The sequence below is a fragment of the Pantoea sp. BJFS-204 genome (genome assembly GCF_049310725.1).
GTDB classification, from domain to species: domain Bacteria; phylum Pseudomonadota; class Gammaproteobacteria; order Enterobacterales; family Enterobacteriaceae; genus Pantoea; species Pantoea agglomerans.
Genome location: NZ_JBMOWE010000003.1, coordinates 267,534 through 281,731, shown reverse-complemented (window position 1 = coordinate 281,731; position 14,198 = coordinate 267,534). Strand labels below are relative to the sequence as shown.

General features: G+C 57.5%; 13 protein-coding genes. 9 read left to right on the top strand and 4 right to left on the bottom strand.

Annotated elements, in window-relative coordinates:
- Positions 1-16 precede the first annotated feature (16 nt).
- The 4 genes from cpdA (at position 17) to ACO6VX_RS12400 (ending at position 4,368) form a co-directional block, all read left to right on the top strand.
- On the top strand, positions 17-844 hold the full coding sequence (gene cpdA / locus ACO6VX_RS12415; RefSeq protein ID WP_022623882.1) for a 3',5'-cyclic-AMP phosphodiesterase: 828 nt from the start codon (positions 17-19) through the stop codon (positions 842-844).
- A 3-nt stretch (positions 845-847) separates the two neighbouring features.
- Positions 848-1,429 (top strand): esterase YqiA, encoded by a 582-nt coding sequence (gene yqiA, locus ACO6VX_RS12410; RefSeq protein ID WP_010249032.1) that lies wholly within the window; start codon positions 848-850, stop codon positions 1,427-1,429.
- 49 nt (positions 1,430-1,478) lie between these two features.
- Positions 1,479-3,374: a DNA topoisomerase IV subunit B gene (gene parE / locus ACO6VX_RS12405; protein WP_010249031.1), complete on the top strand. Its 1,896-nt coding sequence runs from the start codon at positions 1,479-1,481 to the stop codon at positions 3,372-3,374.
- Between the two features lie 94 nt (positions 3,375-3,468).
- A complete protein-coding gene (locus ACO6VX_RS12400; RefSeq protein ID WP_010671124.1) occupies positions 3,469-4,368 on the top strand; it encodes a LysR substrate-binding domain-containing protein in 900 nt (299 codons plus the stop codon).
- Between the two features lie 296 nt (positions 4,369-4,664).
- Here the strand turns inward: ACO6VX_RS12400 and ACO6VX_RS12395 are convergent, their stop codons facing one another.
- Together ACO6VX_RS12395 and ACO6VX_RS12390 are read right to left on the bottom strand one after the other, a co-directional pair.
- Positions 4,665-4,973, bottom strand: coding sequence for a putative quinol monooxygenase (locus ACO6VX_RS12395; protein ID WP_010249029.1), 309 nt, complete (start codon positions 4,971-4,973; stop codon positions 4,665-4,667).
- Between the two features lie 48 nt (positions 4,974-5,021).
- Complete coding sequence (locus tag ACO6VX_RS12390) at positions 5,022-5,603, bottom strand: NAD(P)H-dependent oxidoreductase (protein ID WP_010249028.1); 582 nt, start codon at positions 5,601-5,603, stop codon at positions 5,022-5,024.
- Between the two features lie 114 nt (positions 5,604-5,717).
- On the opposite strand from ACO6VX_RS12390, the gene ACO6VX_RS12385 reads away from it, so the two are divergent.
- From ACO6VX_RS12385 to ftsP, 4 genes are all read left to right on the top strand, one after another.
- Positions 5,718-6,536 (top strand): transporter substrate-binding domain-containing protein, encoded by an 819-nt coding sequence (locus ACO6VX_RS12385; protein WP_187500572.1) that lies wholly within the window; start codon positions 5,718-5,720, stop codon positions 6,534-6,536.
- Between the two features lie 192 nt (positions 6,537-6,728).
- Complete coding sequence (gene parC / locus ACO6VX_RS12380; protein WP_010671122.1) at positions 6,729-9,002, top strand: DNA topoisomerase IV subunit A; 2,274 nt, start codon at positions 6,729-6,731, stop codon at positions 9,000-9,002.
- Positions 9,003-9,047: 45 nt separating this feature from the next.
- Entirely contained in the window at positions 9,048-9,785 is a 738-nt protein-coding gene (locus ACO6VX_RS12375) for a 1-acylglycerol-3-phosphate O-acyltransferase (RefSeq protein ID WP_010671121.1), read from the top strand.
- Between the two features lie 141 nt (positions 9,786-9,926).
- A complete protein-coding gene (gene ftsP, locus ACO6VX_RS12370; RefSeq protein ID WP_010249023.1) occupies positions 9,927-11,357 on the top strand; it encodes a cell division protein FtsP in 1,431 nt (476 codons plus the stop codon).
- Between the two features lie 98 nt (positions 11,358-11,455).
- On the opposite strand, the gene dkgA is transcribed toward ftsP, so the two are convergent.
- On the bottom strand, positions 11,456-12,280 hold the full coding sequence (gene dkgA / locus ACO6VX_RS12365) for a 2,5-didehydrogluconate reductase DkgA (RefSeq protein WP_010249022.1): 825 nt from the start codon (positions 12,278-12,280) through the stop codon (positions 11,456-11,458).
- Between the two features lie 204 nt (positions 12,281-12,484).
- On the opposite strand from dkgA, the gene ACO6VX_RS12360 reads away from it, so the two are divergent.
- Positions 12,485-13,393, top strand: a complete 909-nt coding sequence (locus ACO6VX_RS12360; protein ID WP_010249021.1) for an AraC family transcriptional regulator — start codon at positions 12,485-12,487, stop codon at positions 13,391-13,393.
- Between the two features lie 32 nt (positions 13,394-13,425).
- Here the strand turns inward: ACO6VX_RS12360 and ACO6VX_RS12355 are convergent, their stop codons facing one another.
- Entirely contained in the window at positions 13,426-14,088 is a 663-nt protein-coding gene (locus ACO6VX_RS12355; RefSeq protein ID WP_010249020.1) for a DedA family protein, read from the bottom strand.
- Positions 14,089-14,198: the final 110 nt, after the last annotated feature.

Here is a 14,198-nt window from a genome sequence, read left to right as displayed (position 1 = left end):
AGACGAAGGAAACGCTTTGGATAGCCTGCTAACTCTTCCTGCAGCGAACGGTTCCGAAATCAGGATTTTGCAAATCACGGATACCCACCTGTTCGCGGGAAAACATGAATCGCTGCTTGGGGTGAACACCTGGTCGAGCTATAAAGCGGTGCTGGATGCGATTATTGCGCAACATCGCGACTACGACCTGATTATCGCCACCGGCGATCTCGCCCAGGATCACTCTATCGAAGCCTATCAGCATTTTGCTGAGGGCATCTCACGTTTGCCGCGGCCCTGCGTCTGGCTGCCCGGTAATCACGATTTTCAGCCCGCGATGTTCGACACGCTTGCAGCCGCTCATATCAATGCCCACAAGCAGGTGCTGGTGGGTGAGCAGTGGCAGATTGTGTTGCTGGACAGCCAGGTCTCGGGTGTGCCGCACGGGATGCTGAGCGATTATCAGCTGGAGTGGCTCGATAACGCGCTGGCCCGCTATCCGCAACGTCATACGCTGGTCCTGCTGCACCACCATCCGCTGGCCTCTGGCTGTACCTGGCTCGATCAGCACAGCCTGCGCAACTCACATCAGCTCGATGCGGTGTTACAGCATTACCCGTTAGCCCGGACGCTGGTCTGTGGTCATATTCACCAGGAGCTGGATCTTGAGTGGCACGGTCGTCGTGTGCTGGCCACCCCTTCAACCTGCGTTCAGTTCAAACCGCACTGCACCAGCTTTACGATCGACACCGTGGCACCAGGCTGGCGCTGGTTCACGCTGTATCCGGATGGCGGCCTTGAGACCGAGGTTAACCGGCTCGACACCGACGCTTTTCGTCCCGATTTAGACTCAGAAGGATACTGACGCGTGGCGGCATTACTCTATCTGCACGGTTTTAACAGCTCGCCGCAGTCGGCTAAGGCGACGCAGTTCCGGCAATGGTTAGAGGCGCAGCATCCGGAGATCGAAATGATCGTGCCCCAGCTGCCGACGTTTCCGGCCGATGCCGCCGCAATGCTGGAAGATCTGGTACTGAGCCGCAGTGGCGAAACGCTGGGGCTGGTGGGCTCGTCGCTGGGCGGTTATTACGCCACCTGGCTGTCGCAATGCTTTATGCTGCCTGCTGTGGTCGTCAATCCCGCGGTACGGCCTTTTGAGCTGCTGGCGGATTTCCTGGGCGAAAATCAGAATCCCTACACCGGCCAGCAATATGTGTTAGAGTCACGCCACATTTACGATCTGAAAGTAATGCAGATTGAACCGCTGGAAGCGCCCGATTTACTCTGGCTGCTGCAACAGACCGGCGATGAAGTTCTCGATTACCGTCAGGCGCTCGACTATTACAGCGCGTGCCGTCACACGGTAGAAGAGGGCGGAAATCATGCATTTACTGGATTCGAGCGCCATTTCCCGCAGATTCTGGACTTTCTCGGTCTGAATCATCCCTGAGTAATGCGGAAATCGCACCCCATTTCACCCTTCTAATCAGACATTTACGATGAGTCAATCTAACTATAACGCGGATGCCATTGAGGTCCTGACTGGCCTTGAGCCTGTTCGCCGTCGCCCGGGGATGTACACCGATACGACGCGACCCAACCATTTGGGTCAGGAAGTGATTGATAACAGCGTCGATGAGGCGCTGGGCGGCCACGCGAAGCGGGTTGAAGTGATTCTGCACGCTGACCAGTCGCTGGAAGTTATTGATGATGGTCGCGGCATGCCGGTGGATATTCACCCGGAAGAGGGCGTGCCTGCCGTCGAGCTGATCCTGTGTCGTCTGCACGCGGGCGGCAAGTTCTCCAATAAAAACTATCAGTTCTCGGGCGGCCTGCACGGCGTTGGTATCTCGGTGGTTAACGCCCTGTCAAAACGCGTCGAAGTCACGGTGCGCCGTAATGGCGAAATCTATGACATGGCGTTTGAGAACGGCGACAAAGTCCAGGATCTCACGGTTACCGGCACGGTGGCTAAACGCAACACCGGCACGCGCGTCCATTTCTGGCCCGATGAAAGCTTCTTCGACAGCCCACGTTTTTCGGTGTCACGCTTATCACATCTGCTGAAAGCCAAAGCGGTGCTCTGTCCTGGCGTTGAGATTGTCTTTAAAGACAAGCTGAACAATACCGAACAGACCTGGTGCTACGAAGATGGCCTGACTGACTACCTGTGCGAAGCGGTGAATGGCTTACCGACGCTGCCGGAAAAACCGTTTGTCGGCAGCTTTGCTGGCGATGTGGAAGCGGTTGACTGGGCGCTGTTGTGGCTGCCGGAAGGCGGTGAGCTGTTAACTGAAAGCTACGTTAACCTGATCCCGACCATGCAGGGCGGGACTCACGTCAACGGCCTGCGTCAGGGGCTGCTGGATGCGATGCGCGAGTTCTGCGAATACCGCAACATTCTGCCGCGTGGCGTGAAGCTCTCCGCTGAAGATATCTGGGATCGCTGCGCCTATGTGCTGTCGGTGAAGATGCAGGATCCGCAGTTCGCCGGGCAGACCAAAGAGCGCCTCTCTTCACGTCAGTGCGCAGCCTTTGTCTCTGGCGTGGTAAAAGATGCCTTCAGCCTGTGGCTGAACCAGAATATCCAGATCGCAGAGCAACTGGCTGAGCTGGCGATCTCCAGCGCCCAGCGACGTATGCGGGCAGCCAAAAAAGTGGTGCGTAAAAAGCTCACCAGCGGTCCGGCTCTGCCGGGCAAACTGGCGGACTGCACCGCGCAGGATCTGAATAAAACAGAACTGTTCCTGGTCGAAGGGGACTCGGCAGGCGGCTCGGCCAAGCAGGCGCGCGATCGTGAATATCAGGCGATCATGCCGCTTAAGGGCAAGATCCTTAACACCTGGGAAGTCTCTTCCGATGAGGTGCTGGCGTCGCAGGAAGTGCATGATATTTCCGTGGCGATCGGCATCGATCCCGACAGCGAAGATCTTTCACAGCTGCGCTACGGCAAGATCTGCATTCTGGCGGATGCGGACTCGGATGGTCTGCACATCGCCACGCTGCTGTGTGCCCTGTTCGTGAAACATTTCCGTTCACTGGTCAGAAACGGACACGTCTACGTTGCCATGCCGCCGCTCTACCGTATCGATCTCGGAAAAGAGGTCTACTACGCGCTGGATGAAGATGAGAAAGAGGGCGTGCTGGAGCAGCTGAAACGCAAAAAGGGCAAACCTAACGTTCAGCGCTTTAAAGGGCTGGGTGAGATGAACCCCTTGCAGCTGCGCGAAACGACGCTGGATCCGAATACCCGCCGTCTGGTACAGCTGACCATCAGTGAAGAGGATATCGACCAGACGCTGCGCATGATGGATATGCTGCTGGCGAAGAAACGCTCCGAAGACCGGCGTAACTGGTTGCAGGAAAAAGGCGACAAGGCCGATATCGAAGTGTAAAAAAACAGGACGCGAAAGCGTCCTGTTCTCTTTGTGCTTCAGCCAGCACATCCCCGGAGAACCCGGCAGATTCAGAGCAGAGACAGTAATCCTTGTGAAAATTACCCTGGAAGAGTTACGTGCCTGGGTGGCGGTGGTGGACAGCGGTTCCATTACCGCGGCGGCATCCCAGCTGGCGCAGACCAGTTCGGGCATCAGCCGGGCGTTGTCCCGGCTGGAGAGTAAGCTGCAGACCACCCTGCTGCATCGCACCACCCGACGGCTGGCGCTGACCGAAGAGGGACAGGTTTTTCTGGAGCATGCGCGCCAGATCCTGGCCTCGGTTGAGCAGGCTGAAGAGCAGATAGCCCTGCGGCGCGAGATGCCGTCAGGGCGGCTGCGGGTAAACGCCGCCACCCCTTTTATGCTGCATGTGATTGTGCCGCTGGTGGACGATTTCCGCGCCCGCTATCCCCTGATCCAGCTTGAACTGAATACCGACGATATCCTGATCGATCTGCTGGAGCAGCAAACGGACATTGCCATTCGCATCGGCGAACTGCGCGACTCTACGCTGCGCGCCCGGATGCTTGGCAGCAGTGCGATCCGGCTGATGGCCAGTCCGGCCTATCTGGCGAAAGCGGGCACCCCGCAGAGCGTGGCCGATCTCGCGCAGCATCAAATCATCGGCTTCAGCCATCTTGAGGCGCACAACGTCTGGCCGATCTGGCAGCCTGATGGCGATTTCATGCGCATTAAGCCCACAATCTCTGCCTCCAGCGGCGAAACCATCCGGCAGCTGGCGCTGGCAGGACAGGGGATCGCACGCCTCTCCGACTTTGTCAGCCGGGAAGATTGCGCGGCAGGCCGGCTGGTGCCGGTTCTCCCCGCTGAAACCCGCGAGCTGCGGTTGCCGGTGCATGCGGTCTATTACCGCAACACCACGCTCTCTTCGCGCATCGGCTGCTTCCTGGATTTTCTCCGCACCGAGATTGATCGGCGTCAGCTGCTGTGATCTCTCCTGGCATAATAAAAAACCCCTGTCATAGGGCAGGGGTTTGGAGATGCTGGCAAGTCTGGCCGGATTCGCTGTGAGATTGTGCTTGCACAGGGAACACGGTCAGATCGGAAAGACGCTCAAGCCAGTCCCTGGTCGCTCTACCCGCGCCATCCCTGGCGCGGGACGCTTTCCTCTTCTGACCGTGTTCCCTTCGCGTTGAGCTAATTCATTGCTGCCAGAGGCACTCAGGTTTGAGGTTGTCAGCAGCCTTGACCCCTTTTACCGAAAAGGGGTAAAGCCTTCAGCACGAATCAGGCGCTGGGTTCCAGCACCAGAATCTTCACATCCACCACATCATCTTTAATGATGGCGCGATGCGCATCCATGTGCGGCATCTGCTGATGCTGCTCCAGATGACGCAGCGTTTCCCACTGTTCCAGCATAAAAATGGAGTCCGGCGAGTTCTGTTTCCACGGCACCTGCGCCTGATGGTCCAGCAGCGCGTCATACTGATGGCAGCCTTCTTCTTCTAAAACCAGCGGGATCAGTTTTTTCACCGCATCCAGCACGGCCTGACGACGACCGGGTTTGACACAAATTTCAGCAACGACTGTTAACATTCGCGAATTCCTCTTTCGTGGGAAAATAGGGGGTATCCCCCAGCCATCTTACGCAAAAACGCGACTAAGATGGGTCCGATAAGCGGCAATATCGCGTGGCACGTCCGGCGCTTTAATCACATCGTTGCAGATAAAGGTCGGCAGCGCTTCCATGCCCAGGAACTGGTTGGCTTTGTGGAAGTGCAGATAAAGACCGTCAACGCCGACACCTTCAAAGAACTGCTCCGGGTCGGTAAAGGCCTGCAGCGGTGCATTCCATGTCAGCGACAGCATATATTTTTTGCCCTGCAGCAGACCGCCGGAACCATATTTCTTCGCCGCATCAGAACGGGTACGGCCATCGCTGGCGTAGAGTGAGCCGTGGCCTTCGGTAAAGACTTCATCGATGTAACGCTTCACCGTCCACGGCTCGCCCATCCACCAGCCTGGCATCTGATAAATCACCACATCGCTATCGACATATTTCTGCACTTCATCGGCGACCACGTAGTCGCTGTCAGCCAGGGTCACAGACACCTCATGCCCCATATCACGCAGCTGGCTGGCCGCAACGTCGGTCAGCGTGTGGTTCAGTTCGCCTTTAGAGTGGGCAAAGGTTTTGCCGCCATCGATAATTAAAATCTTGCTCATGAATAGTTTGCCTCATTTCCTGAATATGGCGCTTAGCTTACGCGCGCTGCGGTCGCAGAAAAATGGGAGGTTGATCACAACACTTTTGCTGTGGAAGCAACAATGCGCCGGTTTATGGCACCATCGGCAGGCAAACTCACCATGAAAACAATTAAAGAAAAACGCAAAATGAAAAAAATTGTCCTTTCTTTGCTGCTGGCCACCGGTGCTGTCCAGGCACAATCTCATCTCGACACCATCCTCAGTTCTAAAACGCTTAAGGTCTGCACCACCGGTGATTACAAGCCTTACAGCTACCTGCGACCCGATGGTCAGTATGAAGGGCTGGATATCAGCATGGCGAACGCGCTGGCTACCTCGCTCGGCGCGAAAGTGGAGTGGGTGCCAACCAGCTGGAAAAACCTGATGCCCGATTTTCTGGCAAAGCAGTGTGATATCGCCGTCGGCGGCGTCTCCGTCACGCTGAAACGCCAGCAGACCGCCTGGTTCGCCCGGCCGCTGGATGTGGATGGCAAAATCCCGCTGGTGCGCTGCAGCGATAAAGATCGCTTCCAGACCATCGAACAGCTCAACCGGCCTGACGTGCGGCTGATTGAACCGGCAGGCGGCACCAACGAAGCCTTTGTGCACAGCCACCTGCCAAAGGCCTCACTGACGCTGTTCCACGATAACGTCACCATCTTCCGGCAACTGGTGGACAACAAGGCGGATGTGATGATCACCGATGCCTCTGAAGCGCGTTTTCAGCAGCAACATTACCCGACGCTCTGCGCGATCAATCCCGACAAACCGCTGCAGTATGGCGAGAAGGCTTACATGATTCCGCGTGACGATATCAGCTGGAAGCTCTATGTCGATCAGTGGCTGCATCTCAGCACCGCCACCGGCGAATATCGTGACATTGCCCGCCAGTGGATGGGTGCAAAGCCCTGAGCCACTTCCACAGACAGGTCAGACACTTGCCGGTCTGAATCCGGCGTGCCTCCGGCACATGAAATCGCGCGGCGGGACGCCTGCTCTCCCGCGCTTCCCCTGTGACTAACACCAGCGAATAAGGTACTATCCTCGCCAAACCACCGCCGGGTGTCCCGCCGTTGTGGGCCACGATGTGAGGATGAGAAATTAATGAGTGAACTGACTCAGGATGGTGCAGAGCGTCTTGCCCTGCACACATTCACCGAGAATGCGTACTTAAACTATTCGATGTACGTCATCATGGACCGCGCCCTGCCTTACATTGGCGACGGATTAAAGCCGGTTCAGCGACGTATCGTCTACGCCATGTCCGAACTGGGACTGAGCGCCAGCGCAAAATTCAAAAAATCGGCGCGTACCGTAGGTGACGTGCTGGGTAAATACCATCCGCACGGCGACAGCGCCTGCTATGAAGCGATGGTGCTGATGGCGCAGCCGTTCTCCTACCGTTATCCGCTGGTCGATGGCCAGGGTAACTGGGGTGCACCGGATGATCCCAAGTCGTTCGCGGCGATGCGTTACACCGAATCCCGCCTGTCAAAATATGCCGAGCTGCTGCTGGGTGAGCTGGGTCAGGGGACGGTCGATTATCAGCCGAACTTTGATGGCACGCTGCAGGAGCCGAAGATGTTACCGGCGCGCCTGCCCAATATTCTGCTGAACGGCACCACCGGGATTGCCGTGGGTATGGCGACCGATATTCCGCCGCACAACCTGCGCGAAGTAGCTCAGGCCGCCATCGCACTGATCGACTCGCCGAAAACCACGCTGGAACAGCTGCTGGATATTGTCCAGGGGCCTGATTATCCTACAGAGGCGGAGATCATCACGCCGCGTGACGAGATCCGCAAAATCTATCAGACCGGTCGCGGCTCGATTCGCCAGCGTGCAGTCTGGAAGAAGGAAGAGGGCGAGGCGGTGATTACCGCGCTGCCGCATCAGGTGTCGGGCGCGCGCGTGCTGGAGCAGATTGCGAACCAGATGCGCAATAAAAAGCTGCCGATGGTGGAGGATCTGCGTGATGAATCGGATCACGAGAACCCGACCCGCCTGGTGATCGTTCCGCGCTCCAACCGCGTCGATCTCGATCAGGTGATGAACCATCTGTTCGCCACCACCGATCTGGAAAAGAGCTACCGCGTTAACCTCAACATGATCGGGCTGGATAACCGCCCGGCGGTTAAAAACCTGCATGAGATCCTGACCGAATGGCTGGTGTTCCGCCGAGATACGGTCAAACGTCGTCTGAATCACCGCCTGGATCGCGTGCTGCGCCGCCTGCATATCCTGGAAGGTTTGCTGGTTGCGTTCCTGAACATCGATGAAGTGATCGAGATCATCCGTACTGAGGATGAGCCTAAGCCGGTCCTGATGTCACGCTTTGGCATCAGCGAAACCCAGGCCGAGTCGATCCTCGAACTGAAGTTGCGCCACCTGGCAAAACTGGAAGAGATGAAGATCCGTGGCGAGCAGGCGGAGCTGGAAAAAGAGCGCGATCAGCTGCAGGCCACGCTGGCCTCTGAACGCAAGATGAATACCCTGCTGAAAAAAGAGTTACAGGCTGACAGCGCCAGCTACGGCGACGATCGTCGCTCGCCGCTGCGTGAGCGTGAAGAAGCCAAAGCCCTGAGCGAAACCGAGCTGGTGCCGTCTGAACCGGTGACCATTGTGCTGTCGCAGATGGGCTGGGTGCGTAGCGCCAAAGGCCACGATATCGATCCAGCCGGACTCAGCTACAAAGCCGGCGACAGCTATCTGGCTGCGGCACGCGGCAAGAGCAATCAGCCGGTGGCCTTTATCGACTCCACCGGCCGCAGCTACACCCTGGATCCAACGTCGCTGCCTTCAGCGCGCGGGCAGGGCGAGCCGTTGACCGGCAAGCTGACGCCACCGCCGGGTGCGGTAGTTGAACAGGTGCTGATGGAGCCGGATGACCAGCGCCTGCTGATGGCCTCTGATGCGGGTTATGGCTTTATCTGTACCTTCAGCGATCTGGTGTCGCGCAACCGCGCCGGTAAAGCGCTGCTGACGCTGCCGGAAAACGCCCGTGTGATGACGCCGATGGCCGTCCATCATGAAGATGACATGCTGCTGGCGATCACCCAGGCGGGACGGATGCTGATGTTCCCGGTCGGGGAGCTGCCGCAGATGTCGAAAGGCAAGGGCAACAAAATCATCTCGATTCCATCCGCGGAAGCGGCCGCCGGTCAGGACAAACTGGCCTGGCTGATGATTTTGCCGCCGGGCAGCGCTATCACGCTGCACGTGGGCAAGCGTAAAATGCTGCTGCGCAGTGAAGAGCTACAAAAATTCCGCGCCGATCGCGGACGTCGCGGCACGCTGTTACCGCGCGGCCTGCAAAAAATTGATCGTGTTGAACTGGATGCGCCTGCGCGTCCGGCGAGCCCGGATAGCGAAGCGTAAACTACCCGGCTGACACCGCGTCAGCCGTGGCTCAATGAGGGAACTATGTTACTGATTCTGCGTGCCATTATTGTCGTCATCTATTCGATCTTAGTCTGTATATCTGGCTGTATCTGGTGTCTGTTTTCACCGCGCAATCCGCGTCATGTCGCCACATTTGGCCATCTGTTCGGCAAACTGTCGACGGTGTTTGGCCTTAAAGTAGAACTGCGCAGACCGGAAGGTGCTGAGAATTATGGTAATGCGATCTACATCGCGAACCATCAGAACAACTACGACATGGTCACCGCGGCTAAAATGGTGCAGCCCTGTACGGTGACGGTGGGCAAGAAGAGCCTGTTGTGGGTGCCATTTTTTGGCCTGCTCTACTGGCTGACCGGTAACCTGTTGATCGATCGCGATGACCGTGCAAAAGCACGCGGCACGATCGGTCAGCTGGTAGATGAGTTTAACAGTAAGCGCATCTCCATCTGGATGTTCCCGGAAGGAACGCGCAGCCGTGGTCGTGGCCTGCTGCCGTTTAAAACCGGTGCCTTTCACGCCGCTGTGGCGGCGGGTGTGCCGATCATTCCGATTGTGGTCTCTAACACGCATGGCAAGATCAACCTCAATCGCTGGAAAAACGGGCTGGTAATCGTTGAGATGCTGCCACCGATTGATGTAAAGGCTTTCGAGTCGTCGTCGGTGCGTAAGCTGGCGACCCACTGTCGCGAACTGATGGCGGCAAAGCTGGAAGAGCTGAACGCCGAAGTCGCAGAACGCGAAAAAAACGGAAATATCTGACCGGCGAACCATTCGCCGAACTATCCTGCAGGGATGCCGCACGGCGGGGCACGTCCGCCCGCCGTGAACGCAGCACAGCAAAAACAGATCAATAAAAACAGGGTCGGCGCCTAGCGCCACGCGTAAAGGGTCAGAAGTTTTATGTCTTTCAGCAGACGTCAGTTCATCCAGCTTTCTGCCGGAGCGGCGCTTAGCGCCAGTGTACTACCTCATGCGGCGCGTGCCGCTTCTTCAGCTAATGGCGATACGCCACTTCCGGTTCCGCCGTTGCTGGAATCCCGTCGCGGCCAGCCGCTGTTCCTGACAATGCAGCGCAGCCACTGGTCTTTTAATGGCGACAACAACAAAGTGCCGGTGTGGGGCATTAATGGCCTCTATCTTGGCCCGACCGTCCGGGTTTACAGCGGCGATGACGTTAAGCTGATCTACAGCAATCGTCTGAACGAGCCGGTCTCCATGACTATCAGCGGCCTGCAGTTGCCGGGTGCGCTGATGGGGGGCGCGCCGCGTATGATGTCAGCCGGTGTCGACTGGTCGCCGGTGCTGCCGATTCGTCAGGCGGCCTCAACCTGCTGGTATCACGCCAATACACCGAACCGCATGGCTCCGCACATCTATAACGGACTGGCGGGGATGTGGCTGGTGGAAGATGATATTGGCAGGCAGCTGCCGTTGCCGAAGCATTACGGCGTCGATGACTTCCCGATTATCATTCAGGACAAGCGGCTCGATAACTTTGCCACGCCGGTCTATGACCCGCCGCAGGATGGTGGTTTCCTGGGCGACACGCTGCTGGTGAATGGCGTACGCAATCCGTTTGTGGAAGTATCACGCGGCTGGGTGCGTCTGCGTCTGCTGAACGCCTCGAATGCGCGCCGCTATGAGATGGTGCTCAGCGACAATCGCCCGTTTATGGTCATCGCCAGCGATCAGGGCTATCTGCCTGCGCCGGTGGCGGTGCAGCGCCTGTCACTGGCGCCGGGCGAACGCCGCGAAGTGCTGGTGGATATGTCGCAGGGCGATGAAGTGTCGATTACCGCAGGTACGGCGGCGGGCATTATGGATCGGCTGCGCGGCTTCTTTGAGCCATCCTCCATTCTGACGTCAACCCTGATCCTGACGCTGCGGCCAACCGGCTTGCTGCCGCTGGTGACGGATAATCTGCCGATGCGGCTGCTGGCCGATCAGATTCTGGATGGCGTGGCGGTTCGCACCCGTGAATTCCGCATCGGTGACAGCATGCCGGGCATTAACGGCGCGATCTGGGATATGAGCCGCATTGACACCACGGCACAGCAGGGCACCTTTGAGCGCTGGATCCTGCATGCTGACCGGCCACAGTCGCTGCATATCCAGGGCGTGATGTTCCTGATTAAAAGTGTGAATGGTGCGCAGCCGATGGGCGAAGATCGCGGCTGGAAAGATACGGTGTGGGTCGATGGCAGCGTGGAACTGATGGTCACTTTCCCGCAAAGTTCGTCAGATCACTTCCCGTTCGTCTACTACAGTCAGACGCTGGAACTGGCCGACCGCGGCACTGCCGGTCAGCTGGTGGTGCAGCCCAGCGCATAACAGCGCGGTCAGGCAGGGAGAGCCCGTCTGACCGCGTTAATCGTTAGCTGCCCCAGCCGCAGGGCAGATAAGGTGAGGTCACCTGGTGACGCCCAGCCTTAGTTAAAGGTTTCCGGATCCGGCCCCAGACGATTGCCGCTGTCCAGCTTCGCAATATCGCTCACTTCATGCTTGTCCAGACGGAAGTCGAACACCTTAAAGTTCTCTTCAATGCGGGCTGGTGTGACCGACTTCGGAATCACCACCAGGCCGCTATCCAGATGCCAGCGGATCACGATCTGTGCCGGCGTCTTGCCATATTTCTTCGCCAGCGACTTGATGATCTCCTGATCGAAGACCCCTTTGCCGCCCTGCGCCAGCGGACTCCAGGATTCTGTCTGGATCTGATGCAGTGCGTTCCACGCATGCAGCGTACGTTGCTGTAGCATCGGGTGCAGCTCAATCTGGTTCACCACCGGCGTGACACCGGTTTCATCCAGCAGTCGCTTCAGATGCGCCTCATGGAAGTTACAGACGCCGATACTTTTAGTCAGCCCCTGCTGCTGCAATTCAATCATCTTCTTCCAGGCATCGACATAATTGTCTTTTTCCGGGCACGGCCAGTGCATCAGATAGAGATCAACCTGCTCCAGTTTCAGTTTCTCCAGGCTGGTTTCCATCGCCTGCTGAACGTTCTGCTGATCGTCGTTCCAGAGTTTGGTGGTCACGAAAATCTCTTCACGCGGCACGTCAGTTTCCTGCAGTGCCTGGCCAATCGCCTCTTCATTCTTATAGGCGGCGGCGGTATCGATTGAGCGATAGCCGACCTCCAGCGCTTTCAGCACCGCATGACGTGCATCTTCAATGCTGGCCTGCCACACACCGAGTCCGAGTTGCGGCATCATATTGCCATCGCGCAGTTTGATAATGGGTTGGTCTGCCATAGTTGCTCCTTTCCGTTGCGGTTAATCCGTGAGATTTCACTGTGCTTAAGTCTAGCCAACAATTCTCAGCCTGCTTAGCTGAGGCAACAACAGTGGTTCTGCCGTCATGCCCGATCCGGTAAATTTCTTGCCTGATTCTCCAGGCTGCTGGTGATTCAGGCATTCGCACGGCACACTGGCTTTTTGCCCGTAAAAGGAGTCGCTATGGCGCACGATGCCCTGTGTCACCGGCTGGCGCAGCAGGTCGTCACATTAATGACCCATGGTCACGACCGTCTTTGTCCGGTCGAAAATGTGTCGCTGATTTACGCTAATCAATATCGTCCCCGTACGCCGATGATGTATCAGCCCGGCATTGTGATCCTGTTTCAGGGCAGCAAAACCGGCTATCTCGGCAGCACGGTGTTTCAGTATGACGCCAGCAAGTACCTGATGCTCACCGTGCCGCTGCCGGTGGAGTGCGAAACCTGGGCCTCGCCAGAGGTGCCGATTGCCGGGCTGTGTCTTAATGTCGATACCGCCAGCCTGCAGGATCTGCTGATTGAAATCGGCGATGACGATCAGTTCCAGCCGCAGCCGCAGACCTCGGGGATCCACTCGGCGTGGCTGACGGAACCGATGCTGTGTGCCGCTGAGCGGCTGCTTGATGTGATGACCCAGCCGCGCGATGCGCGGGTGCTGGGGCCGCACATCGTGCGGGAGATTATCTACTACGTGCTGACTGGCCCGATTGGTGGTGCGCTGCTCTCACTGGTGAGCCGACAGACGCAATTCAGCCTGATCGCGCGTGCCCTGCGACGGATTGAGAATCACTATGCGGAAAACCTCAGCGTCGATGCGCTGGCGGCGGAAGTGAACATGAGCGTTTCAGCCTTTCATCATAACTTTAAAGCGGTCACGCAGACGTCGCCCCTGCAGTATCTCAAGCGATATCGCCTGCATCAGGCGCGATTGCTGATGCTGCACGATGGACTGAAAGCGAGTGCGGCGGCGGTGCGGGTTGGCTATGAAAGTCCCTCACAGTTTTCGCGGGAATTTAAGCGCTATTTTGGCGTGACGCCAGGGGAAGAGGTGAATCGTGTGCGGCAGACGGTAGCGGATCCGTCCGCCTGAGTGGCGGCGGATCCTGATGCTACGCGCTGACGTCAGGCCTGTTTCTGCCGACGCTTTTTCCAGATAACCAGAATGCTGCCGAACAGCCCGAGAAACAGCAACACCATCGGCAGTATCATCAGGATCGCCATCACCTGATCTTCATGACGCTTGATGAACGGCACCTGGCTGATGCCATAGCCAAACGTCACGACGATGCCGACCCACAGCACGCCGCTGAGCCAGTTGAACAGTTGAAAGCGACCATTCTGTAAGCCCGCAATGCCCGCCATGGTTGGCAGGATCGTCCGGATGAAAGCCAGAAAACGGCCCACCAGCAGCGCCATCAGGCCATGACGGTTAAACATATTCCAGGCGCGCTGGTGATACTGCGCTGGCAGATGCATCAGCCAGCTCTTCACCAGCCGGGTATTCCCCAGCCAGCGACCCTGCAGATAGCTCAGCCAGCAGCCCAGACTGGCGGCGGTGGTGAGGATCACCATCGTCGGCACAAAATCCATCACCCCTTTTGCCACCATCGCACCCGCCAGCAGCAGCAGGCTATCGCCCGGCAGGAAAGAGGCGGGTAACAGCCCATTTTCCAGAAACAGCGTCAGGAACATCACGCCGTACACCACCCACACCACATCCGGATTTGCCAGCGCGGCAAAATCCTGATGCCAGAGCGCGTGGACAATCTCGTGTAAAACACCCATTTGCTATTCCATCACGTCACAAGGAACTATCCGTCTGCATTCAGGCAATCGGTCGCGGCGCTGCGCAATAAATGCAGCGACCTCACTGATGACCTGAACGGTCTGGGATA